Origin of the sequence: Escherichia sp. E1V33 (assembly GCF_004211955.1) — a bacterium.
GTDB lineage: Bacteria > Pseudomonadota > Gammaproteobacteria > Enterobacterales > Enterobacteriaceae > Escherichia.
This window is the reverse complement of sequence record NZ_RHJI01000017.1, coordinates 30,040-54,572: the sequence shown is the minus strand read 5'-3', so window position 1 is coordinate 54,572 and position 24,533 is coordinate 30,040. Positions and strand designations below refer to the sequence as shown.

Here is a 24,533-nt window from a genome sequence, read left to right as displayed (position 1 = left end):
GGATTATTTAACTCACTGCCAGTGTGTCAACTTTCAGAGACAGGTTCAGTTAAAGGCTTTTCCGGTTTTGCTCTGACCGCAATGACCACGCCAACCACTAACAGCGCGATACCGCTCAGCGTCATCAGCGGCGGCATTTGCTGGCGTAACAAAAAGGTGTACAGCAAACCTGCCAGCGTTTCGAAAACAATCAGCGGCCCGAGAATCACTGTCGGTAATCGCTGGCTGGCGACGTTCCAGCAAAGTGCGCCGACCCATGAGCAAAGCACGGCAATAGCAATCATCAGGCTAATAAACACCAGCGGATGAGGGCCAAAGGGGAGAGAGAAGTCCGGCGTTTGCGTATTCAGCCAGTAACAAGCGACAAGATAGCCTATGAATGAAACCGGCAGCGTAACCAACGCCTGCGCCGTTGCCCACATCATTGGATGTTTGTCTGGGTTTTCTCGTAACCAGCGGGCGTTGCGCAAGGCATACCACGCCCAGCAGACCACGGAAACTAACGCCAGCACGATGCCTGAGGTATAACGTGCCCAGTCAAAATCGGGGAGTCCGTGGTTTAACTCAGCAATATTCACACACGCCAGGCCGATGCCAATACAAATCAGTGCCGGGGCGAGCTTTCCCCACGCTAGTTTGCCGTCGCGCTGGCTATAAAGCAGATTGGCAAAGACAGGAATCACCACCGGCAGGGTGCCGATAATCATCGTGGAAACAGGTGCGCCAGTACGTTGAATGGCACTGGCAAGGCAGAAGTAATAGATCAGGTTGCCCATCATGGTGAGCATCAAGGCGGTATACCAGTCGCGGCGTGCTAACTGGCGCAGACGCACGCGCCCCAGCCAGGCAATGGGCAGTGCAATTAACCCTAACGCCAGATAGCGCCCCATCGACTGCAACATCGCCGGGTATTCCGGTACGATCAACGGCCCGACAAAAATAAGCCCCCACATCAACCCTGCTAACAGGGCGTACAGCACGCCGCTAATCATTACTGGCATCCATTGGTCTGTCAGAAGAAAGTTCAGGAAGCAGACATGATTGCTCCCGGCATCCCGTCATTATCAGAGAGGATGCGGGAGGATGCCACTTTAATTAACTAGTTATTAACATTAAAAAGGTGGCTTACGCTTTCGGCTAACGTTGTCGTTGGGTGGCCAATCAATTTGCTAAGTGTTTTGCTGTCATCAAACAGACCGCCTTTCGATGCGCCAACGTCAGAATCCGCCAGCATATCCGCCAGTCCGTCGGGCAGTCCGACGCTTTTCAGTGCCGCGGCGAAATCGGCTTCGCTCAGATTTTGATAGGTAACCTGTTTGCCGCTCTGTTTGGTCAGCTCTGCCGCTAACTGTGTCAACGTCCAGGCACTATCGCCCGCCAGTTCGTAAACCTTGCCTTCGTGACCGGCTTCGCTAATCACGCGTGCCGCAGCTGCCGCATAATCTGCCCGCGTTGCTGAGGCGATTTTGCCATCGCCCGCCGCACCGATAAATACGCCGTGTTCCAGTGCTGCCGGGGCGCTGGCGAGGTAGTTTTCGCTGTACCAGCCGTTGCGCAGCAGGGTGTAAACGATGCCAGAATCAGCCAACATTTTCTCCGTCTCAATGTGCTCATCGGCGAGGCCGAGCGGGGAGGTATCTGCATGTAGCAGGCTGGTATAAGCGATAAATTTCACGCCAGCCGTCTTTGCGGCATTAATAACATTACGATGCTGCGGGGCACGTTGACCCACTTCGCTGGAAGAGATCAGCAGTAGTTTTTCCACTCCCTGAAGTGCAGATGTCAGTGCGGCTTCATCGCCGTAGTCAGCCTGACGCACGGTAATGCCTTGTGCTGACAGGGCCTGGGCTTTTGCCGGATTACGAACGATAGCCACTATTTGGCTGGCAGGAACCGTTTTCATCAAGGATTCAATAACATAGTGACCAAGTTGGCCAGTGGCACCAGTAATAGCGATCATGGGAAGTCTCCATCGTTTTGTCTTGTGTTTAAATACGCTAACACCTAAACTTACTTTTAGTAAGTACGCACAAAAAGGTAAGTATGAGATGAGTCAGGTTAGCCTGTCGCAACAACTGAAAGAGGGAAATCTCTTCGCTGAACAGTGCCCGTCGCGCGAGGTGTTGAAACACGTCACCAGCCGTTGGGGCGTATTGATTCTGGTGGCGCTACGCGAAGGTACTCATCGCTTTAGCGACCTGCGGCGCAAAATCGGCGGGGTGAGTGAAAAGATGTTGGCGCAGTCGTTACAGGCGTTAGAACAGGATGGTTTTCTTAACCGTATCGCGTATCCGGTAGTGCCGCCGCATGTGGAATACAGCCTCACGCCGCTGGGCGAGCAGGTCAGTGAAAAGGTTGCTGCACTGGCGGACTGGATTGAGTTGAATTTGCCCGAGGTGCTAGCGGTGCGGGATGAACGTGCGGCATAACTGCCAGATGCGCTGCGCTTATTCGGCCTACGGTTCATGGCTTGTAGGGCGGATAAGATACGTCAGCATCGCATCCGCCAGAAAGAGCCAGATGCGCTGCGCTTATTCGGCCTACGGTTCATGGCTTGTAGGGCGGATAAGATGCGCCAGCATCGCATCCGCCAATAAATGCCGGATGCGGTTGATGATTTATAGGCCGAGAAAGATGTGTATTACTTACTCAAATCCACCTGATAAATCGCAAACCCGATATCATCGGTCGCGACTTTATTCATCGGATACTGCCCTTTCTCTTTGATAAACGCTGCGGCTTTATCTGACGGGGATGTTTCGAAACGGATATCCAGTTTCTTATCGCCAGCAATCGGCGCTAAACGCCAGTTGTTATCTGCCGCCGGGTGAACTTCCCCCGCACGCTTCGACTCTTCAGCAATCCACGCTGCCAGTACCGAGCGGTTTTCATCCGGTGAAGCAAAAGCGATATGGCTGTCGCCCGTACCGGCAAATTTGCCGCCGTAAGCGCGATAGTTATTGGTGGCAACCAGGAACATGGCGTTCGGATCAATCGGTTTGCCATTAAAGGTCAGGTTCTTAATCCTTTCCGCATTGGCATTAATCACCTGACATTCGCCGTCATAGCGGGCTGGCTGGGTAACATCAATCTGATAATTCACACCATCAATAACATCAAAGTTATAGGTGCGGAAACCGTCCCAGTTGATGAGTGACTGTGGTTTAGTGCTGTTGGGGTCTATCTGATTAAACTGCCCGGCGGAGCACTCCAGCCACTCTTTCACCTCTTTACCGCTGGCTTTCACCACAATCAGCGTATTGGGATAGAGATACAGATCGGCGGCATTACGGAAAGTTAGTTGACCTTTTTCTACTTCCACATAGCTGGCCGGGTCGTTTTTGCGCCCACCGACTTTAAACGGTGCGGCAGCAGAGAGCACCGGCAGTTTTGCCAGATCGGGATCGCCCTGAATGTAATGCTCGACATACGCTTTTTGTGCGTTGTTCACCACCTGCACAGTCGGATCGTCCTGCACCAGCGCCAGATAGCTATACATATTGTCGGCGGATTTACCGATTGGCTTGCTGACAAACTGGCGTGTGGCGTCGTGATCGGCTTTAAGGGTATCGACCAGTTTGCTATCTTCCGCTGCAAGGGATTTTTTATTGGCGATGTCGTAAATCGGGCGAGCTTCCGCTTTCGCCTGCGTCACCTGCCATTTCCCGCTGTCATTATTGAGTTGCAGATCGACCACGCCGAGATGATCCCCCCACATGCCCGGCATTACTGCCGGAACGCCGTTCAGCGTACCCCTGGCAATATCCGCGCCTTTAATATCGGCAAAATCTTTACTCGGGAAGACTGCGTGAGCATGACCAAACATAATGGCGTCAACGCCCGGAATTTCACTGAGATAATAAACCGAGTTTTCCGCCATCACTTTATACGGATCGGCAGACAACCCAGAATGTGCCAGGACGATAACAACATCGGCCCCTTTCTCGCGCATTTCAGGTACGTACTTGCGCACAGTTTCAGTAATATCGTTAACGGTAACTTTGCCGGATAAATTGGCTTTATCCCAGCTCATAATCTGCGGTGGCACGACGCCGATGTAGCCAATCTTCAGCGTCTGTTTTTTTCCGTCTTTATCGACCACTTCGGTGTCTTTAATTAAATACGGCGTAAACATCGGCTGTTTGGTTTTAGCGTCAATGACGTTGGCGTTTATATAAGGGAATTTCGCCCCTGCCAGCGCATTTTTCAGGTAATCCAGGCCATAGTTGAATTCATGGTTGCCAAGCGTACCGACCGTATAATCCAGCGTATTCAACGCTTTATAGACCGGATGGATTTCACCTGCTTTTAAGCCTTTCGCTGACATGTAATCTGCCAGCGGACTCCCCTGAATCAAATCGCCGTTATCGACCAGCACACTGTTTTTTACTTCATTGCGTGCATCGTTTATCAAGCTTGCAGTACGAACCAGTCCGAATTTTTCTGTGGCGGAGTCTTTGTAATAATCGAAATCCATCATATTGCTATGCAAATCAGAGGTTTCCATTATGCGGAGATCGACTGTTGCCGCATTCACACTGGCGGCAATCAGCGTAGCAAGGAGCGTTGCACTAAACTTAACCATCTGGGCATCCTTTTATGAACGAGTAGATGAAACGTCTTTCATACAGAGCGTTGAAGGATGCCATAAATAATAAATCAGGAAACGATGACGCCATCACAGTTGGCGGATTCTTTAACGATAGGGTATAAGTAAAACAACGAGTTAACACCACTGAAACAAAAGAGGTGGAGAATGTTAGAACAAGTATGTCAACTCGCACGGATTGCGGGCGATGCCATTATGCAGGTCTACGACGGGACGAAGCCGATGGACGTCGTCAGCAAAGCGGATAACTCACCGGTGACGGCGGCGGACATTGCCGCGCATACCGTAATCATGGACGGTTTACGTACGCTGACGCCGGATATTCCGATTCTGTCTGAAGAAGATCCTCCCGGCTGGGAAGTCCGTCAGCACTGGCAGCGTTACTGGCTGGTGGACCCGCTGGATGGCACGAAAGAGTTTATTAAACGTAACGGTGAATTCACCGTTAATATTGCGCTCATCGACCACGGAAAACCGATTTTAGGTGTGGTGTATGCGCCAGTAATGAACGTTATGTACAGTGCGGCGGAAGGCAAAGCCTGGAAAGAAGAGTGTGGTGTACGCAAACAGATTCAGGTACGCGATGCTCGCCCGCCACTGGTCGTTATTAGCCGATCCCATGCGGATGCAGAGCTGAAAGAATATCTGCAACAGCTTGGCGAACATCAGACGACGTCCATTGGCTCTTCGCTGAAATTCTGTCTGGTGGCGGAAGGGCAGGCGCAGCTCTATCCACGTTTCGGACCAACCAATATTTGGGACACTGCCGCCGGCCACGCTGTTGCTGCCGCAGCCGGAGCGCACGTTCATGATTGGCAGGGTAAACCGCTGGATTATACCCCGCGTGAATCGTTTCTGAATCCAGGATTCAGAGTTTCTATTTATTGAGCAACTTATGCAGCAAGGCCATCACTTGCTGCACCTCTTCCTGGGTGAGCGCCCCGTCCTTCGCCCATTGCACACGGCCGTCTTTATCGAGCACTGCAATGGCAGAACTCTCCTCATCCAACTGCCAGGCACCGCGCGCGACGCCGTTGCTATCGACAATAAACTGCGACCACGGATAAAGCTTTTTATTACTTTCCAGACTGCTGCGGACAAACATGCCGGAACCTGGAATGGCGTCATCAGTGTTGACAATGGTGGTGGTCTGGTAGCGATCGTGCGGCAAATTCGCCGATTTAATCGCTTCTATCAGCGTCGCATTTTTCTCTTTGGCTGACGTGCGACCGGCAATATGTTGTAGCACTCGCACTTTTCCTGCTAACTGCGCGCTGTTCCAGGTTTTGTAGCTAAACTGATCTTTATCAAGCACCAACTCGCCACGATCGGTAATGCCAATCGGCGGTACTCGCTGACCGGTTTCGAACTGATGTGCGGAGGCCATCATCGGCAGTAGCAGACAGGTGAGGGCCAGAATCTTGCGTAGAGTCATGGTGTTTCCTTCTTATGATATGCAGGTGATCCGACCACTTGGGTCTGACTTTTAATCATATGTGCTATTTATCGAAAATCCCGCAAGCGTGATGCCAGTTTGCGGACAAGCGCACAAATCATATGAAAAATGAATGCTTATACTAAAGATTCTGATTAGGCGAAAAGATAATTCTGAATAATTGTAACGTTACGGTAAAAAAACTAATACAGGCTGGAAACATTACCGCAGTAGTCTATAGTCATTAGGCATTAAAATTTGCGCCTCATAATAGTTGGACCGATTGTGGTACCGCAAAGGCGTAATACTCAGCAGGAGACAACAATGAAAATTTTCCAACGGTACAACCCACTGCAAGTGGCGAAGTACGTGAAGATCCTGTTTCGTGGGCGGTTATACATCAAGGATGTTGGCGCTTTTGAATTTGATAAGGGTAAGATTCTTATCCCAAAAGTGAAGGATAAACTGCATTTGTCAGTGATGTCCGAAGTTAACCGTCAGGTTATGCGTCTGCAAACAGAGATGGCTTAACCAACGTGCTATGCAGTAATAAGACGGCTCCTGATTCAGGAGCCGTTGATGTTTCTGAGGTTATGCGACGCTTTCTTCTTTATCTTTAGCGTCAGATAACTTTGGTGAAAGGGCGGTGGCTTTGCTATCGATCCGCGTTACCAGTAACTGGTCGATACGGTAGTTATCAATATCCACCACTTCAAATTTGTAGCCGGAGAACTTCACCGCATCAGTGCGTTTGGGGATCTTACGCAGCATAAACATCATAAAGCCGCCAATGGTTTCGTAATTGCCTGACTGCGGGAACTCGTCAATATCCAGTACACGCATCACGTCATCAATCGGTGTTCCACCATCGATTAGCCATGAGTTCTCATCACGCGCCACAATCTGCTCTTCCAGACCCTGACCCACCAGATCGCCCATCAGTGTGGTCATCACGTCGTTGAGGGTGATGATCCCCACAACCAGCGCGTATTCATTCATGATTACAGCAAAGTCTTCACCCGCAGTTTTAAAACTCTCCAGCGCCTCAGAAAGGGTCAGTGTGTCTGGCACGATCAGTGTATTGCGAATTTGTACGCCACTATTCAGCGCCAGGCTTTGATTGGCCAGCACGCGGTTAAGCAGATCTTTCGAATCCACATAGCCGATGATGTGGTCGATATCTTCATTACAGACGAGGAATTTTGAGTGCGGATGTTCCGCCACTTTATTCTTCAGACTTTGCTCGTCTTCGTGGAGATCGAACCAGATAACGTTCTCACGCGGAGTCATAGAAGACGGGACAGTACGGGATTCAAGCTCGAACACGTTTTCAATCAGTTCATGCTCTTGTTTCCGTAATACCCCCGCCAGCGCCCCTGCTTCTACTACCGCGTAAATATCATCGGAAGTGATGTCATCCTTACGCACCATCGGCAGTTTAAAGATGCGGAAAATCATATTTGCGAGGCCGTTGAAGAACCACACCAGCGGGGTGCAGATGAACAGGCAGAAGCGCATCGGGTTGATGATACGCAAAGCAACAGCTTCTGGCGCAATCATACCGATGCGTTTCGGGGTTAAATCCGCAAACAGGATAAACATGCCAGTCACTAACGAGAAAGAGAGAATAAAGCTCAGTTGCTCAGAGAGTTCCGCCGACATATAGCGGGAGAAAAGGCTGTTAAAAGCCGGGGAGAACGCTGCATCACCGACGATACCGCCGAGAATCGCCACTGCGTTCAGACCGATTTGTACCACGGTAAAGAACATGCCGGGATTTTCCTGCATATTCATAACGCGTTGGGCATTTATATTGCCTTCATCAGCCAGCAGTTTAAGTTTGATTTTGCGTGAGGCGGCAAGCGAGATCTCGGACATCGAGAAGAACGCACTTACAGCGATCAAGCAGAGTATGACTAAAATACTGTTTAACATATCTTATCTAACCGTTCAGGTCAGATCCTCGGAAGGGGAAGTTGATTAATTTGTGTGAAATACACATTGAAAGCCGATTCGAAGAGAGTGAACCGGCATTTTCAGAGGCTAGTATAGCGTAAGGTACTGTAAAGTCGCCAGAGGGTTAAATTTTTGTCTCATTTCACTTTGGCTCTACCTTTTAATACTACACTTCAGGCGGCAGACAAACGCCTATTCCGCCAATTCCGCAATAGCCATAAGGGTTTTTATGTAGATACTGTTGGTGGTCATCTTCGGCATAATAGAACGGTGTGGCGTTAGCAATCTCGGTGGTTATCTGGCGATCGTCATTGGCGGTGAGCATTGCGGCCTGAAAACGTTCCAGACTGGCGCGGGCGGCGGCATCCTGTTCTGGCGTCAGCGGGTAAATTGCGGAACGGTACTGCGTGCCGTGATCATTACCTTGACGCATCCCTTGTGCAGGATCGTGGTTTTCCCAGAACACCTGCAACAGTTGTTCATAGCTGATTACCGACGGATCGTAAACCACTCGCACCGCTTCGGCGTGGCCGGTATCACCGGAACACACTTCCCGATAAGTCGGGTTTGGCGTGTAACCGCCGGTGTAGCCTGCGGCGGTACTGTAAACACCGGGAAGTTGCCAGAAAAGGCGTTCAACGCCCCAGAAACAGCCCATCGCAAAAATGGCGATCTCCATTCCGTCAGGCACATTTGTCATTGAGTGACCGTTGACCGCATGCAGCGTAGCGACGGGCATCGGGGTATTACGTCCAGGAAGGGCATCGGCGGGGGAAACCAGATGCTTTTTATCAAATAAACTCATGGTGTCGTTCTCCCGAAAGTCGGTCATAGGGGTTTAGGTTGTAACAAGAGACGTATTTGCACACAATAACCCCCGTGAATGGGTCTAAAGTAAAACATAAGTAATATTTTGGGTTTAGTCTGCTTTTTAATCCATATTGCTGGATTATTGTTAAGCCGTTTAACGGAGTTCCAGGGGCAGGAATAAAGGATATTCAGGAGAAAATGTGCGCTATATCCGACAGTTATGCTGTGTAAGCTTACTCTGCTTTAGTGGTTCTGCCATCGCCGCGAATGTCCGTCTACAGGTGGAAGGGTTATCGGGACAGCTGGAAAAAAACGTTCGTGCACAGCTTTCTACGATTCAAAGTGATGAAGTAACGCCAGACCGGCGCTTTCGCGCACGTGTTGATGATGCCATCCGGGAAGGCCTAAAAGCACTGGGCTATTACCAGCCAACAATTGAATTTGATCTCCAGCCACCGCCAAAGAAGGGGCGGCAGGTATTGATCGCCAAAGTCACGCCAGGCGTGCCGGTGTTAATTGGCGGCACCGATGTGGTATTGCGCGGCGGCGCGCGGACCGATAAAGACTATTTGAAATTGCTCGATACTCGCCCGGCTATAGGTACGGTGCTAAATCAGGGCGATTATGAAAATTTCAAAAAGTCCTTAACCAGTATTGCGCTGCGTAAAGGCTATTTCGATAGCGAATTTACCAAAGCTCAGTTAGGCATAGCGCTCGGCCTGCATAAAGCTTACTGGGATATTGATTACAACAGTGGTGAACGTTACCGCTTTGGGCATGTCACTTTTGAAGGTTCGCAAATTCGCGACGAGTACCTGCAAAACCTGGTACCGTTCAAAGAAGGCGATGAATACGAGTCAAAAGATCTGGCGGAACTGAACCGTCGCCTTTCTGCGACTGGCTGGTTTAATTCGGTGGTAGTGGCGCCGCAATTTGATAAAGCGCGAGAAACAAAAGTATTGCCGTTGACGGGTGTCGTTTCGCCACGCACGGAAAACACCATTGAAACAGGTGTGGGGTACTCAACGGACGTTGGGCCACGCGTTAAAGCGACGTGGAAAAAGCCGTGGATGAACTCGTATGGCCACAGCCTGACCACCAGTACCAGTATTTCTGCGCCAGAACAAACCCTCGACTTCAGCTATAAAATGCCGCTGCTGAAAAATCCGCTGGAGCAATATTATCTGGTACAGGGTGGCTTTAAGCGTACCGATCTTAATGACACCGAATCCGATTCCACTACCCTGGTCGCTTCCCGGTACTGGGATCTTTCCAGCGGCTGGCAGCGCGCCATTAACCTGCGCTGGAGTCTCGACCACTTTACTCAGGGTGAAATTACTAACACCACAATGCTGTTTTATCCAGGGGTGATGATTAGCCGGACGCGATCGCGTGGCGGCCTGATGCCGACCTGGGGCGATTCGCAGCGTTACTCTATCGACTACTCCAACACGGCCTGGGGATCGGATGTCGATTTCTCCGTTTTCCAGGCACAGAACGTCTGGATCCGCACACTGTACGATCGCCATCGCTTTGTTACGCGCGGCACGTTGGGCTGGATTGAAACCGGTGACTTCGACAAAGTACCGCCGGATCTGCGTTTCTTCGCCGGGGGCGACCGCAGTATTCGCGGCTATAAATACAAATCTATTGCGCCGAAATATGACAATGGTGACCTGAAAGGGGCATCAAAGCTAATTACCGGATCGCTGGAGTACCAGTACAACGTGACGGGAAAATGGTGGGGCGCAGTGTTTGTCGATAGCGGTGAAGCGGTGAGTGATATCCGCCGCAGCGACTTCAAAACCGGCACCGGGGTCGGCGTGCGCTGGGAGTCGCCGGTCGGGCCGATCAAGCTCGATTTCGCCGTACCGGTCGCGGATAAAGACGAGCACGGGTTACAGTTTTACATCGGTCTGGGGCCAGAATTATGAGTTTATGGAAAAAAATCAGCCTCGGCGCGGTTATCGTCATCTTACTACTGTTGGGCTCGGTGGCATTTCTGGTTGGCACCACCAGCGGCCTGCATCTGGTATTTAAAGCGGCGGACCGCTGGGTACCAGGACTGGACATTGGCAAGGTCACTGGCGGCTGGCGTGACCTTACCCTGTCTGACGTTCGTTATGAGCAGCCCGGCGTGGCGGTAAAAGCGGGCAATCTGCACCTGGCCGTTGGGCTGGATTGTCTGTGGAACAGCAGCGTTTGCATTAATGACCTGGCGTTGAAAGACATTCAGGTCAATATCGACAGTAAAAAAATGCCTCCTTCTGAACAGGTTGAAGAAGAGGAAGATAGCGGTCCGCTGGATCTCTCCACGCCGTATCCCATCACCCTGACACGGGTGGCACTGGATAACGTCAACATCAAGATTGATGACACGACTGTTTCGGTGATGGACTTCACTTCCGGCCTGAACTGGCAGGAGAAAACCCTGACCCTGAAACCGACGTCGCTGAAAGGCTTGCTGATTGCCTTGCCGAAAGTGGCGGAGGTGGCACAGGAAGAAGTGGTCGAACCGAAGATTGAAAATCCGCAGCCTGATGAAAAACCGCTCGGTGAAACGCTGAAAGATCTCTTTTCTCGCCCGGTATTGCCGGAAATGACCGACGTGCATTTGCCGCTTAACCTGAACATTGAAGAGTTTAAAGGCGAGCAACTGCGCGTGACAGGCGACACGGATATCACCGTGAGCACCATGCTGCTGAAAGTGAGCAGCATCGACGGCAATACCAAACTGGATGCGCTGGATATTGACTCTAACCAGGGGATCGTCAATGCCAGCGGTACGGCACAATTGTCCAACAACTGGCCGGTAGATATCACTCTCAACAGCACGCTGAACGTGGAGCCGTTGAAAGGTGAAAAAGTGAAGCTGAAAGTGGGCGGCGCGCTGCGCGAACAACTGGAGTTAGGCGTTAACCTTTCCGGTCCGGTGGATATGGATTTACGCGCCCAGACGCGGTTGGCGGAAGCTGGACTACCGCTCAACGTGGAAGTGAACAGCAAACAGCTTTACTGGCCGTTCACTGGTGAGAAACAGTATCAGGCGGATGACCTGAAACTGAAACTCACCGGCAAAATGACCGATTACACGCTGTCTATGCGTACGGCGGTGAAAGGGCAGGAGGTCCCGCCAGCGACCATTACCCTTGATGCGAAAGGGAATGAACAGCAGGTAAATCTCGACAAACTCACCGTTGCGGCGCTGGAAGGAAAAACCGAGCTGAAGGCGCTGCTCGACTGGCAGCAGGCAATTAGTTGGCGCGGCGAATTGACGTTCAACGGCATTAATACGGCGAAAGAGTTCCCGGATTGGCCATCGAAACTCAATGGTTTGATCAAAACGCGCGGTAGCCTGTACGGCGGGACCTGGCAGATGGACGTGCCGGAGTTGAAGCTGACCGGCAACGTTAAACATAACAAAGTGAACGTTGAGGGCACGCTGAAAGGCAATAGTTATATGCAGTGGATGATCCCTGGTCTGCATCTGGAACTGGGGCCAAACAGTGCCGAAGTGAAAGGCGAGTTGGGGGTGAAAGATCTCAATCTTGACGCCACTATCAACGCGCCAGGGCTGGATAACGCGCTGCCAGGACTTGGCGGTACAGCGAAAGGGCTGGTGAAAGTTCGCGGTACGGTGGAAGCGCCGCAGTTGCTGGCGGATATCACCGCGCGCGGCTTGCGCTGGCAGGAACTCTCTGTGGCGCAGGTTCGCGTAGAAGGCGACATCAAATCCACCGATCAGATTGCGGGTAAACTCGACGTGCGCGTTGAGCAAATCTCGCAACCGGATGTGAATATCAACCTTGTTACTCTGAACGCGAAAGGCAGCGAAAAGCAGCACGAGTTGCAACTGCGGATTCAGGGCGAGCCGGTGTCCGGTCAACTGAACCTGGCGGGTAGCTTTGATCGCAAAGAAGAACGCTGGAAGGGAACACTGAGTAATACGCGCTTCCAGACGCCGGTCGGACCGTGGTCGCTGACCCGCGATATTGCGCTGGACTACCGCAATCAGGAGCAAAAAATCAGCATCGGGCCACACTGTTGGCTTAACCCGAATGCGGAACTGTGCGTGCCGCAAACCATTGATGCCGGGGCTGAAGGCCGTGCGGTAGTGAATCTCAACCGCTTCGATCTGGCAATGCTGAAACCGTTTATGCCGGAAACTACTCAGGCAAGCGGTATCTTCACGGGTAAAGCAGACGTTGCCTGGGACACCACCAAAGAGGGGCTGCCACAGGGCAGTATCACCCTTTCTGGACGTAACGTGCAGGTGACGCAAACCGTCAACGATGCGGCGCTACCGGTGGCGTTTCAGACGCTGAATCTGACGGCGGAGTTGCGTAACAACCGGGCCGAGCTGGGCTGGACCATCCGTCTGACCAATAACGGTCAGTTTGATGGTCAGGTGCAGGTGACCGATCCGCAAGGCCGCCGGAATCTTGGCGGCAACGTCAACATCCGTAACTTTAACCTCGCGATGGTGAACCCCATCTTTACACGTGGTGAAAAAGCGGCGGGGATGGTGAGCGCTAACCTACGTCTGGGCGGTGATGTGCAAAGTCCGCAATTGTTTGGTCAGCTACAGGTCACGGGCGTGGATATTGACGGCAACTTTATGCCATTTGATATGCAGCCGAGCCAGCTTGCGGTTAATTTTAACGGTATGCGATCGACGCTTGCGGGGACCGTGAGGACTCAGCAGGGCGACATCTACCTGAACGGTGATGCTGACTGGAGCCAGATTGAAAACTGGCGGGCGAGGGTAACGGCGAAAGGCAGTAAGGTACGGATAACCGTACCGCCGATGGTGCGAATGGACGTGTCGCCTGATATCGTGTTCGAAGCGACACCAAGCCTGTTTACCCTCGATGGTCGCGTGGATGTACCGTGGGCGCGCATTGTGGTACACGATCTGCCGGAAAGTGCGGTGGGTGTTTCCAGCGATGTTGTGATGCTCAACGATAACCTGCAACCGGAGGAGACGAAAACCGCGTCAATTCCGATCAACAGCAACCTGATTGTTCACGTTGGCAACAACGTGCGCATTGATGCTTTTGGCCTGAAGGCGCGGCTGACGGGCGATCTCAATGTCGTACAGGACAAACAAGGTCTGGGCCTGAACGGGCAAATCAACATCCCTGAAGGCCGCTTCCATGCTTATGGCCAGGATCTGATTGTGCGTAAGGGCGAGCTGCTGTTCTCTGGTCCACCGGACCAGCCGTATCTCAATATCGAAGCTATTCGTAACCCGGATGCTACAGAAGACGACGTAATCGCCGGAGTTCGCGTCACTGGTCTGGCGGACGAACCGAAAGCGGAGATTTTCTCTGACCCGGCGATGTCACAACAGGCAGCATTGTCTTATTTGCTACGTGGACAAGGTCTGGAGAGCGATCAGAGTGACAGCGCGGCGATGACTTCGATGCTGATTGGCCTGGGGGTTGCGCAAAGTTGCCAGATTGTGGGTAAAATCGGCGAGACATTTGGCGTAAGTAATTTAGCGCTCGACACCGAGGGAGTAGGTGATTCTTCCCAGGTGGTGGTCAGCGGCTATGTATTACCAGGCTTACAAGTGAAATACGGCGTGGGGATATTTGACTCTATAGCAACACTCACGTTACGTTATCGCCTGATGCCTAAGCTATATCTGGAAGCCGTGTCTGGTGTAGATCAGGCACTGGATTTGCTCTATCAGTTCGAGTTTTAGCTATGCGAATATTTGTCTACGGCAGTTTACGCCACAAACAAGGCAACAGCCACTGGATGACTAATGCTCAGTTGCTGGGCGACTTCAGTATCGATAACTACCAGTTGTATAGCCTGGGCCACTATCCAGGCGCAGTTCCGGGAAACGGAACGGTACATGGTGAAGTTTATCGTATTGACAACGCCACGCTGGCCGAACTTGATGCCTTGCGCACCAGGGGCGGTGAATACGCGCGCCAGTTGATTCAGACGCCGTATGGGAGTGCATGGATGTACGTATATCAACGACCCGTCGATGGATTAAAGCTGATAGCTAGCGGCGACTGGTTAGACAGGGATAAGTCATGATATAAACGCGCCACCTTCGGGTGGCGTTGTTTTTTGCGATGCCCCTCGCAATCAGTTTTGTAACTTTCCCACCAGTTTCTTTTCTCTCCGAGCCGCTTTCCATATCCGTTAACGCATAAAAATCTCTGCTGGTGTTCACAAATGCGCAGGGGTAAAACGTTTCCTGTAGCACCGTGAGTTATACTTTGTATAACTTAAGGAGGTGCAGATGCGTATTACCATAAAAAGATGGGGGAACAGTGCAGGTATGATCATTCCCAATATCGTAATGAAAGAACTTAACTTACAGCCGGGGCAGAGCGTGGAGGCGCAGGTGAGCAATAACCAACTGATTTTGACCCCCGTCTCGAAGCGCTACTCGCTTGAAGAACTGCTGGCGCAATGCGACATGAACGCACCGGAGATTAGCGAGCAGGATGTCTGGGGTAAATCCACCCCTACGGGTGACGAAATATGGTAAAGCGAAGCGAATTTGAACGGGGAGACATTGTGCTGGTCGGCTTTGATCCAGCAAGCGGCCATGAACAGCAAGGTGCTGGCCGACCTGCGCTTGTACTCTCCGTTCAAGCCTTTAATCAACTGGGAATGACGTTGGTGGCACCCATTACTCAGGGCGGAAATTTTGCCCGTTATGCCGGATTTAGCGTTCCGTTACATTGCGAAGAAGGCGATGTGTATGGCGTGGTATTGGTGAATCAGGTGCGAATGATGGATTTACGCGCCCGCCAGGCAAAGCGTATTGGTCTGGCTGCGGACGAGGTGGTGGAAGAAGCGTTATTACGTTTGCAGGCGGTGGTGGAATAAATGTTTATATATTGCGGGCATAAAAAAACCCTTACTAACCGAAGTCCGGCGTTCAGGGTTATTGCGCTAGAAGAACTTATTTATTCTTTGCGCGCTCGAAGGAAGCAACGATTTCATCTTTAGCGGCTTCTGCGTTTTCCCAACCTTCAACTTTCACCCACTTGCCTTTTTCGAGGTCTTTGTAGTGCTCGAAGAAGTGAGCGATCTGAGCTTTCAGCAGCTCCGGCAGATCGTTAACGTCTTTGATGTGATCGTATTCTTTGCTCAGTTTGGTGTGCGGAACAGCAACCAGTTTCGCATCTTCACCGGCTTCGTCGGTCATTTTCAGAACGCCAACCGGACGGCAACGGATCACAGAACCCGGCTGCAGCGGGTACGGAGTCGGGACCAGTACGTCAACCGGGTCACCGTCCAGAGACAAGGTGTGGTTGATGTAGCCGTAGTTGCACGGATAGAACATCGCGGTGGACATGAAGCGGTCAACGAACAGTGCGCCGCTCTCTTTGTCGATTTCGTATTTGATCGGATCAGCGTTAGCCGGGATTTCGATAACAACGTAGATGTCTTCCGGCAGATCTTTACCCGCAGGAACGTTGAGTAAGCTCATGTCTGTTTCCTTTAAAATATGTGGCAAACAAGTGCCGAGTATTATAGCCAACTCGCGCCGAATGTCTTCGCTTGTTTTCGTCCTCATTTTCCTTTTTCGCCAGTTTTAAGACGGTTCACAGAGCTGGAAAATCCATAACCGTAGCCGCATTTTTCATAGTGATATGAAAGCGATTACAAACTTGTGATTAACAATGAATTTACTTTTTTGAAGTGTGATGTAACGCAATCTGTTACATCACCGATTGTCTATAGTTTTTTCGCGAACATCTTTTCACCAATAATAATCACCCCGACGAGGACAACCCTATGTGGAAACGCTTACTTGTAGTCTCTGCAGTCTCGGCAGCCATGTCGTCTATGGCGTTGGCCGCTCCTTTAACCGTAGGATTTTCGCAGGTCGGCTCCGAATCCGGCTGGCGCGCAGCAGAAACTAATGTGGCGAAAAGCGAGGCCGAAAAACGCGGTATCACGCTGAAAATTGCCGATGGTCAGCAAAAGCAGGAAAACCAGATTAAAGCGGTACGTTCCTTTGTCGCGCAAGGGGTAGATGCCATCTTTATCGCCCCGGTGGTTGCAACCGGTTGGGAACCCGTTTTGAAAGAGGCAAAGGAAGCCGAAATTCCGGTCTTTTTGCTTGACCGTTCCATCGACGTGAAAGACAAATCTCTCTATATGACCACCGTTACAGCAGACAACATCCTCGAAGGCAAGTTGATCGGTGACTGGCTGGTCAAAGAGGTCAATGGCAAACCGTGTAACGTGGTTGAGTTACAGGGCACCGTTGGGGCCAGCGTCGCCATTGACCGTAAGAAAGGCTTTGCCGAAGCCATTAAGAATGCGCCAAATATCAAAATTATCCGCTCACAATCCGGTGACTTTACCCGTAGTAAAGGCAAAGAAGTGATGGAGAGCTTTATCAAAGCGGAAAACAACGGCAAAAACATCTGCATGGTATACGCCCATAACGACGACATGGTAATTGGCGCGATTCAGGCAATTAAAGAAGCGGGCCTGAAACCAGGCAAAGATATTCTGACAGGCTCTATCGACGGCGTACCGGACATCTACAAAGCGATGATTGATGGCGAAGCGAACGCCAGTGTTGAACTGACGCCAAACATGGCAGGTCCGGCATTTGACGCGCTGGAGAAATATAAAAAAGACGGCACCATGCCTGAAAAGCTGACGCTGACCAAGTCCACCCTTTACCTGCCTGATACCGCAAAAGAAGAGTTAGAGAAGAAGAAAAACATGGGGTATTGAGGGATACCAATGTCTGATTCCGATTCGTAGGCCAGATAAGGCGTTTACGCCGCATTCGGCAGTGGTGCATGGATGCCTGATGCGACGCTGGCGCGTCTTATCATGCCTACGAGTTCGATACTCTGTGTCGGATAAGGCGTTCACGCCGCATCCGGCGGTTGTACAGCACCGGACTTAACACCGTGCACAATCTGTCCCCTCGCCCCTTCGGGAGAGGGTTAGGGTGAGGGGGACAAACGGCGCAGCTCTTAACATCAGGCACGATCTATTCCCAGACTTTTAGAGCGTGGCTAAGGGGGAAACCATGACGACCGACCAACACCAGGAAATCCTCCGCACCGAAGGATTAAGCAAATTTTTCCCCGGCGTCAAAGCGTTAGATAACGTTGATTTCAGCCTGCGCCGTGGCGAAATCATGGCGCTGCTCGGTGAAAACGGGGCGGGAAAATCGACGCTAATCAAAGCATTAACCGGTGTATACCACGCCGATCGCGGCACCATCTGGCTGGAAGGCCAGACCATCTCACCAAAAAACACCGCCCATGCACAACAACTCGGCATCGGAACCGTCTATCAGGAAGTCAACCTGCTACCCAATATGTCGGTTGCTGATAATCTATTCATAGGCCGCGAACCCAGGCGTTTCGGTCTGCTACGGCGCAAAGAGATGGAAAAGCGCGCTACCGCGCTGATGGCATCTTACGGTTTCTCCCTTGACGTACGCGAACCACTTAACCGCTTTTCAGTCGCGATGCAGCAAATTGTCGCTATTTGCCGAGCCATCGATCTCTCTGCCAAAGTGTTGATCCTCGATGAACCCACCGCCAGCCTCGATACCCAGGAAGTAGAGTTGCTATTTGGCTTGATGCGCCAGCTTCGCGATCGCGGTGTCAGCTTGATCTTCGTCACTCACTTTCTCGATCAGGTTTATCAGGTAAGCGATCGGATCACCGTATTACGCAACGGCAGTTTCGTTGGCTGTCGGGAAACTCGTGAGCTACCACAAATCGAACTGGTGAAAATGATGCTGGGGCGCGAGCTGGATACCCATGCACTACAGCGTGCCGGGCGAACATTGCTGAGTGACAATCCCGTTGCAGCGTTTAAAGATTACGGCAAGAAAGGAACGATCGCGCCGTTTGATCTGGAAGTACGTCCTGGTGAGATCGTCGGACTGGCAGGCTTGCTGGGATCCGGACGTACCGAAACCGCCGAAGTAATCTTCGGCATCAAACCTGCCGATAGCGGCACGGCGCTGATCAAAGGCAAATCGCAAACGCTACGATCGCCACATCAGGCTTCGGTACTTGGCATCGGCTTCTGCCCGGAAGACAGGAAAACCGACGGTATCATTGCCGCCGCTTCGGTGCGGGAAAACATCATCCTTGCTCTCCAGGCCCAGCGCGGCTGGCTACGGCCGATTTCCCGTAAGGAACAGCAAGAAATTGCCGAACGCTTTATCCGCCAGCTTGGCATTCGCACTCCTTCCACCGAACAACCGATTGAGTTTCTCTCCGGCGGTAATCAGCAAAAAGTGTTGCTCTCACGCTGGTTGCTCACTCGTCCGCAATTTCTGATCCTCGACGAGCCAACGCGCGGAATTGACGTTGGTGCCCACGCCGAGATCATCCGCCTGATTGAAACGCTATGCGCCGATGGTCTGGCACTGCTGGTGATCTCTTCCGAACTGGAAGAACTGGTGGGTTATGCCGATCGGGTGATTATCATGCGCGATCGCAAACAGGTGGCGGAGATCCCGCTGGCAGAGCTTTCCGTTCCGGCGATCATGAACGCCATTGCGGCGTAAGGAGAACAGTGTGATGCCTCAATCTCTCCCGGACACCGCACCGCCGAAAAAGCGCTTTCGCTGGCCGACGGGGATGCCGCAGGTGGTGGCACTGTTACTGGTGCTAGTAATCGACAGCCTGGTGGCCCCGCATTTCTGGCAGGTGGTGCTTCAGGATGGCCGCCTGTTCGGTAGCCCCATTGATATTCTCAATCGCGCCGCCCCTGTAGCGCTACTGGCGATTGGCATGACGCTGGTGATCGCCACCGGCGGCATCGATCTCTCTGTGGGGGCAGTGATGGCTATCGCCGGAGCGACTACCGCTGCGATGACGGTCGCGGGATTTAGCCTGCCGATTATTTTGTTAAGCGCCCTGGGCACCGGCATCCTGGCGGGATTGTGGAACGGCATTCTGGTGGCGATCCTTAAAATTCAGCCTTTTGTCGCCACTCTGATCCTGATGGTTGCCGGGCGCGGCGTGGCGCAACTGATCACCTCCGGGCAGATCGTCACGTTTAACTCGCCGGATCTCTCATGGTTCGGCAGCGGATCGCTGTTGTTCCTGCCAACGCCAGTCATTATTGCGGTGCTGACGCTTCTCTTCTTCTGGCTGTTGACCCGCAAAACGGCACTGGGGATGTTTATCGAAGCTGTTGGTATCAACATTCGGGCGGCAAAAAATGCCGGAGTTAACACACGAATCATCGTTATGCTCACCTACGTGTTGAGCGGGCTATGTGCGGCGATTGCGGGCATTATCGTGGCAGCGGATATTCGCGGTGCCGATGCCAACAATGCCGGATTATGGCTGGAGCTGGATGCCATTCTCGCGGTGGTGATTGGTGGTGGATCGCTGATGGGCGGGCGCTTTAACCTGCTGCTCTCAGTGGTAGGGGCGCTGATTATTCAGGGAATGAACACTGGGATCTTGCTTTCAGGTTTTCCGCCAGAGATGAATCAGGTGGTGAAAGCAGTGGTGGTGCTTTGTGTGCTGATTGTTCAGTCGCAACGCTTTATCAGTCTGATTAAAGGAGTGCGTAGCCGTGATAAAACGTAACTTGCCACTGATGATCACCATTGGCGTCTTTGTGCTGGGCTATCTCTACTGCCTGACGCAGTTTCCCGGTTTTGCTTCCACAAGAGTGATCTGCAATATCCTGACCGATAACGCTTTTCTTGGGATCATCGCCGTTGGCATGACCTTTGTGATCCTCTCCGGTGGGATCGATCTCTCCGTCGGTTCGGTGATCGCCTTTACCGGCGTGTTTCTGGCAAAAGTGATTGGCGATTTCGGTCTCTCGCCGCTGCTGGCGTTTCCGCTGGTAATGGTGATGGGATGTACCTTCGGTGCATTTATGGGGCTTCTGATCGACGCGCTGAAGATCCCCGCGTTCATCATTACCCTGGCAGGGATGTTCTTTTTGCGTGGCGTTAGCTATCTCGTTTCGGAAGAATCGATCCCGATTAACCATCCCATTTATGACACGCTCTCAAGCCTTGCGTGGAGAATCCCCGGCGGCGGTCGCTTAAGTGCGATGGGGCTGCTGATGCTGGCGGTGGTAGTTATCGGCATATTCCTCGCGCATCGTACCCGTTTTGGTAATCAGGTATATGCCATTGGTGGCAACGCGACGTCGGCAAACCTGATGGGAATTTCTACTCGCAGCACCACTATTCGCATTTATATGCTCTCCACCGGGCTGGCAACACTGGCGGGGATTGTTTTCTCTATTTACACCCAGGCCGGATACGCGCTGGCAGGCGTAGGTGTGGAACTGGACGCTATCGCGTCGGTGGTGATTGGCGGTACACTTTTAAGCGGCGGTGTTGGGACAGTATTAGGAACGCTTTTTGGCGTGGCGATTCAGGGACTCATTCAGACTTACATAAACTTTGACGGCACGCTGAGTTCATGGTGGACGAAAATCGCCATCGGCATTTTGTTATTCATTTTTATTGCATTACAGCGTGGGTTAACGGTGCTGTGGGAGAATCGTCAGAGTTCGCCAGTAATAAGAGTGAGTCCGGAAAATACAATAAAAGAGTAAATTTACTGATATACAAGGATATTTTTATGTGGGCAAAGGAAGGCGAGGATTTAAGTACAACATGTAAAAGTTGTGGAGTGGCTGTTTTACCACCTGACGATTATTGTAAAGGCTGTGCTGATAAAAAGCTTACGGGAATTGGCGGTTGGCTATTTTTGCCGGCAATTGGTTTAGTGCTTGGTATTCTTGTGAATGCGTATTCAGTTATACATACTTGGGGGCTTACTCACGTAATTTATGAAGAACCGCTCAGGACAGCGCTTTTTCTGGAAACCGCCGTATATGCCGTTTTGCTTCTGCTGGTGATTTATACTACTTATTTGTTTTTTAACAAGAAACGTCAGCTTCCACAGTATTATATCGCCCTTCTTCTGTCACTATTTGCATTCATTGTGGCTGATATTTGGGGAACAATGCACTTTCTTAATGCCTCGTTTGAATTGACAGATGCAGTGGAGCTTCTGAAAAGTATCATCCAGCTTACAATCTGGATCCCCTATTTTTGCGTATCTAAACGCGTCAAATTAACCTTTGTTAATTGAGGCTTGAAAACGCCGGACTGCTCCGGCGTTTACTCATTTACGCGTCCGGGAACTCACGGATAAAGCGTTCGACATCTTCAACCATATGGTCGTTGCCGACGAAGAACGAACGGCGCTGGTGCAGGGTTTCCGGGATGATATCCAGAATACGCTCTTTGCCATCGCTCGCTTTACCGCCCGCTTGTTCCGCCAGGAATGCCATCGGGTTGCACTCATACAGTAAACGCAGTTTACCGTCCGGGTGGCTGGCGGTGCTTGGGTAGAGATAAATACCGCCTTTCAGCAGATTACGGTGGAAATCCGCGACCAGTGAACCGATATAACGTGAGGTATACGGACGGTTGGTTGACTTATCTTCTTCCTGGCAGAATTTAATGTACTTCTTCACCCCGTTCGGAAACTTAATGTAGTTCCCTTCGTTGATGGAGTAGGTTTTTCCTTTCTCCGGGAAGCGCATCCGTTCCTGGCACAGGCAGAAAACGCCGAGCGAAGGATCGTAAGTAAAGGCGTGAACACCGCATCCCGTGGTGTAAACCAGCATGGTAGAGGAGCCGTATACCACGTAACCTGCAGCAACCTGTTTGTTACCAGGCTGGAGGAAATCTTCTTCCGTTACCGGCGTGCCGACCGGTGTAACGCGGCGGTAAATGGAGAAAATGGTACCGACAGAGACGTTAACATCGATGTTGGACGAGCCATCCAGTGGATCCATCAGCACAACGTATTTTGCGTGTTCACAGCCTTCAAAAACGACAATCTCATCTTCTTCTTCGGATGCAATGCCCGCAACGATATCGCGCGCTTTCAGTGCGGCTTTCAGTTTTTCATTAGCGAACAAGTCGAGTTTTTGTTGAACCTCGCCCTGCACGTTCTCAGCACCGCTGGCACCCAGGATATCAACCAGTCCAGCTTTGTTGATATCGCGATGGATAATCTTGGCGCCCAGTTTTATTGCCGACAGCAAAGCAGTGAGCTCACCGGTAGCATGAGAAAACTCGTGCTGCTTTTCGACAATAAATTCACCTAACGTTTTCATAAAACTTTCCCTGCAATGTTTATGGAGTAAAGCGACCGCAACAATCTTAACAAATAATCTCAATGTTGCGCTCAGGTGAATCGCGCCAGCAAATTACGGATTATCCTGAAATGCGTTTCTCTGTTGCCCGACATATGCGTAAAATGAACGGCAGATTAAAAAAGGATAGTGACGTATGCGCATTCATATATTAGGAATTTGTGGCACGTTTATGGGCGGTCTGGCGATTCTGGCGCGCCAGTTGGGCCATGAAGTAACGGGTTCGGACGCCAATGTGTATCCGCCGATGAGCACCTTACTTGAGAAGCAAGGCATTGAACTGATTCAGGGTTACGATGCCAGCCAGCTCGACCCTCAGCCGGATCTGGTGATTATTGGCAATGCCATGACCCGTGGAAATCCGTGTGTGGAAGCGGTACTGGAAAAAAACATTCCATATATGTCAGGTCCGCAGTGGTTGCATGATTTTGTGCTGCGCGACCGCTGGGTGCTGGCCGTTGCCGGTACACACGGCAAAACCACCACGGCGGGCATGGCGACCTGGATTCTGGAACAGTGCGGCTATAAACCAGGTTTTGTGATCGGTGGAGTTCCGGGGAACTTTGACGTTTCTGCGCGCCTGGGCGAAAGCGACTTCTTTGTTATCGAAGCAGACGAGTATGACTGTGCCTTCTTCGACAAACGTTCTAAGTTTGTCCATTACTGCCCGCGAACACTGATCCTCAACAACCTTGAGTTCGACCACGCCGATATCTTCGACGACCTGAAAGCGATTCAGAAACAATTCCACCATCTGGTGCGTATTGTCCCTGGTCAGGGGCGTATTATCTGGCCGGAAAACGACATCAACCTGAAACAAACTCTGGCAATGGGCTGCTGGAGCGAGCAGGAGCTGGTGGGCGAGCAAGGTCACTGGCAGGCGAAAAAGCTGACCACTGACGCTTCCGAATGGGAAGTCTTGCTGGATGGCGAAAAAGTGGGCGAAGTGAAATGGTCGCTGGTGGGCGAACATAATATGCACAACGGACTGATGGCGATTGCTGCGGCCCGTCATGTTGGCATCGCACCGGCTGATGCAGCTAACGCGCTGGGTTTGTTTATCAATGCCCGTCGCCGCCTGGAACTGCGTGGCGAAGCTAACGGCGTGACGGTGTATGACGATTTTGCCCATCACCCAACGGCAATTCTGGCAACGCTGGCGGCGCTGCGCGGCAAAGTTGGCGGTACGGCGCGTATTATTGCCGTGCTTGAGCCGCGTTCAAACACCATGAAGATGGGAGTCTGCAAAGATGATTTGGCACCGTCATTAGGTCGTGCCGATGAAGTCTTCCTGCTGCAACCGTCGCATATTCCGTGGCAGGTAGCAGAAGTGGCGGAAGCATGTATTCAGCCTGCGCACTGGAGCGGAGATGTTGATGCGCTGGCAGAAATGGTGGTGAAAACCGCCCAGCCAGGCGACCATATTCTGGTGATGAGTAACGGCGGTTTTGGTGGTATTCATCAGAAACTGCTGGATGGCCTGGCGAAGAAAGCGGAAGCCGCGCAGTAATCCTGAGACGTTTTATCAGGCCTACAGGG

22 protein-coding genes are annotated in these 24,533 nt (G+C 51.6%); 14 read left to right on the top strand and 8 right to left on the bottom strand.

The features are described 5' to 3' along the window. Positions 1 to 26: 26 nt before the first annotated feature. Entirely contained in the window at positions 27 to 992 is a 966-nt protein-coding gene (locus D9742_RS15730) for a DMT family transporter (protein WP_130237525.1), read from the bottom strand. Between the two features lie 107 nt (positions 993 to 1,099). Beyond that, positions 1,100 to 1,960 carry an NAD(P)H:quinone oxidoreductase gene (gene qorB, locus D9742_RS15725; protein ID WP_085454677.1) on the bottom strand — a complete coding sequence of 287 codons (861 nt, stop codon included), beginning with the start codon at positions 1,958 to 1,960 and terminating at the stop codon, positions 1,100 to 1,102. Between the two features lie 88 nt (positions 1,961 to 2,048). Between qorB and D9742_RS15720 the strand changes: the two genes are divergently transcribed. Beyond that, complete coding sequence (locus tag D9742_RS15720; protein WP_000084622.1) at positions 2,049 to 2,429, top strand: helix-turn-helix domain-containing protein; 381 nt, start codon at positions 2,049 to 2,051, stop codon at positions 2,427 to 2,429. Positions 2,430 to 2,641: 212 nt separating this feature from the next. Here D9742_RS15720 and cpdB read toward each other — a convergent pair whose 3' ends face one another. Beyond that, positions 2,642 to 4,585: a 2',3'-cyclic-nucleotide 2'-phosphodiesterase gene (gene cpdB / locus D9742_RS15715; RefSeq protein WP_130237524.1), complete on the bottom strand. Its 1,944-nt coding sequence runs from the start codon at positions 4,583 to 4,585 to the stop codon at positions 2,642 to 2,644. Positions 4,586 to 4,756: 171 nt separating this feature from the next. On the opposite strand from cpdB, the gene cysQ reads away from it, so the two are divergent. Continuing rightward, entirely contained in the window at positions 4,757 to 5,497 is a 741-nt protein-coding gene (gene cysQ, locus D9742_RS15710; protein WP_130237523.1) for a 3'(2'),5'-bisphosphate nucleotidase CysQ, read from the top strand. On the opposite strand, the gene D9742_RS15705 is transcribed toward cysQ, so the two are convergent. After that, complete coding sequence (locus D9742_RS15705) at positions 5,487 to 6,044, bottom strand: YtfJ family protein (protein WP_130237522.1); 558 nt, start codon at positions 6,042 to 6,044, stop codon at positions 5,487 to 5,489. The genes cysQ and D9742_RS15705 overlap by 11 nt on opposite strands. Positions 6,045 to 6,368: 324 nt before the next feature. Between D9742_RS15705 and D9742_RS15700 the strand changes: the two genes are divergently transcribed. Next, positions 6,369 to 6,575, top strand: coding sequence for a DUF1107 domain-containing protein (locus D9742_RS15700; protein WP_000689228.1), 207 nt, complete (start codon positions 6,369 to 6,371; stop codon positions 6,573 to 6,575). Positions 6,576 to 6,635: 60 nt separating this feature from the next. On the opposite strand, the gene D9742_RS15695 is transcribed toward D9742_RS15700, so the two are convergent. Continuing rightward, positions 6,636 to 7,979: a hemolysin family protein gene (locus tag D9742_RS15695; RefSeq protein ID WP_130237521.1), complete on the bottom strand. Its 1,344-nt coding sequence runs from the start codon at positions 7,977 to 7,979 to the stop codon at positions 6,636 to 6,638. A gap of 187 nt (positions 7,980 to 8,166) precedes the next feature. After that, the gene (gene msrA, locus D9742_RS15690) at positions 8,167 to 8,805 is read right to left on the bottom strand and encodes a peptide-methionine (S)-S-oxide reductase MsrA (RefSeq protein WP_130237520.1); all 639 of its coding nucleotides are present in this window, start codon (positions 8,803 to 8,805) and stop codon (positions 8,167 to 8,169) included. A gap of 205 nt (positions 8,806 to 9,010) precedes the next feature. Between msrA and tamA the strand changes: the two genes are divergently transcribed. The 5 genes from tamA to chpB all read left to right on the top strand — a co-directional run bounded on the left by tamA (position 9,011) and on the right by chpB (position 15,671). Further along, the gene (gene tamA / locus D9742_RS15685; RefSeq protein WP_130237519.1) at positions 9,011 to 10,744 is read left to right on the top strand and encodes an autotransporter assembly complex protein TamA; all 1,734 of its coding nucleotides are present in this window, start codon (positions 9,011 to 9,013) and stop codon (positions 10,742 to 10,744) included. After that, positions 10,741 to 14,520, top strand: a complete 3,780-nt coding sequence (tamB, locus tag D9742_RS15680; RefSeq protein ID WP_130237518.1) for an autotransporter assembly complex protein TamB — start codon at positions 10,741 to 10,743, stop codon at positions 14,518 to 14,520. The genes tamA and tamB overlap by 4 nt, the downstream gene beginning before the upstream one ends. 2 nt (positions 14,521 to 14,522) lie before the next feature. After that, on the top strand, positions 14,523 to 14,867 hold the full coding sequence (locus tag D9742_RS15675) for a gamma-glutamylcyclotransferase (RefSeq protein ID WP_064525865.1): 345 nt from the start codon (positions 14,523 to 14,525) through the stop codon (positions 14,865 to 14,867). 208 nt (positions 14,868 to 15,075) lie between these two features. After that, positions 15,076 to 15,327, top strand: a complete 252-nt coding sequence (locus D9742_RS15670; RefSeq protein WP_130237517.1) for an AbrB/MazE/SpoVT family DNA-binding domain-containing protein — start codon at positions 15,076 to 15,078, stop codon at positions 15,325 to 15,327. Continuing rightward, positions 15,321 to 15,671 (top strand): endoribonuclease toxin ChpB, encoded by a 351-nt coding sequence (gene chpB, locus D9742_RS15665; protein ID WP_130237516.1) that lies wholly within the window; start codon positions 15,321 to 15,323, stop codon positions 15,669 to 15,671. The genes D9742_RS15670 and chpB overlap by 7 nt, the downstream gene beginning before the upstream one ends. Positions 15,672 to 15,747: 76 nt before the next feature. Here chpB and ppa read toward each other — a convergent pair whose 3' ends face one another. After that, positions 15,748 to 16,278 (bottom strand): inorganic diphosphatase, encoded by a 531-nt coding sequence (gene ppa, locus D9742_RS15660; protein ID WP_130237515.1) that lies wholly within the window; start codon positions 16,276 to 16,278, stop codon positions 15,748 to 15,750. A gap of 308 nt (positions 16,279 to 16,586) precedes the next feature. Between ppa and ytfQ the strand changes: the two genes are divergently transcribed. The 5 genes from ytfQ (at position 16,587) to D9742_RS15635 (ending at position 21,919) form a co-directional block, all read left to right on the top strand. Continuing rightward, the gene (gene ytfQ, locus D9742_RS15655) at positions 16,587 to 17,543 is read left to right on the top strand and encodes a galactofuranose ABC transporter substrate-binding protein YtfQ (RefSeq protein WP_064525873.1); all 957 of its coding nucleotides are present in this window, start codon (positions 16,587 to 16,589) and stop codon (positions 17,541 to 17,543) included. A 304-nt stretch (positions 17,544 to 17,847) separates the two neighbouring features. Continuing rightward, positions 17,848 to 19,350 carry a galactofuranose ABC transporter, ATP-binding protein YtfR gene (ytfR, locus tag D9742_RS15650; protein WP_130237514.1) on the top strand — a complete coding sequence of 501 codons (1,503 nt, stop codon included), beginning with the start codon at positions 17,848 to 17,850 and terminating at the stop codon, positions 19,348 to 19,350. Positions 19,351 to 19,363: 13 nt separating this feature from the next. Further along, on the top strand, positions 19,364 to 20,386 hold the full coding sequence (gene ytfT, locus D9742_RS15645; protein WP_130237513.1) for a galactofuranose ABC transporter, ATP-binding protein YtfT: 1,023 nt from the start codon (positions 19,364 to 19,366) through the stop codon (positions 20,384 to 20,386). Next, positions 20,373 to 21,377, top strand: a complete 1,005-nt coding sequence (gene yjfF, locus D9742_RS15640) for a galactofuranose ABC transporter, permease protein YjfF (RefSeq protein WP_130237512.1) — start codon at positions 20,373 to 20,375, stop codon at positions 21,375 to 21,377. Before ytfT ends, yjfF begins: the two co-directional genes overlap by 14 nt. 26 nt (positions 21,378 to 21,403) lie before the next feature. Further along, a complete protein-coding gene (locus D9742_RS15635; protein ID WP_130237511.1) occupies positions 21,404 to 21,919 on the top strand; it encodes a DUF2569 family protein in 516 nt (171 codons plus the stop codon). 37 nt (positions 21,920 to 21,956) lie between these two features. Here the strand turns inward: D9742_RS15635 and fbp are convergent, their stop codons facing one another. After that, positions 21,957 to 22,955 (bottom strand): class 1 fructose-bisphosphatase, encoded by a 999-nt coding sequence (gene fbp, locus D9742_RS15630; RefSeq protein ID WP_000853753.1) that lies wholly within the window; start codon positions 22,953 to 22,955, stop codon positions 21,957 to 21,959. A 175-nt stretch (positions 22,956 to 23,130) separates the two neighbouring features. On the opposite strand from fbp, the gene mpl reads away from it, so the two are divergent. Next, on the top strand, positions 23,131 to 24,504 hold the full coding sequence (gene mpl, locus D9742_RS15625) for a UDP-N-acetylmuramate:L-alanyl-gamma-D-glutamyl-meso-diaminopimelate ligase (RefSeq protein ID WP_130206063.1): 1,374 nt from the start codon (positions 23,131 to 23,133) through the stop codon (positions 24,502 to 24,504). The last annotated feature ends 29 nt before the right edge of the window (positions 24,505 to 24,533 follow it).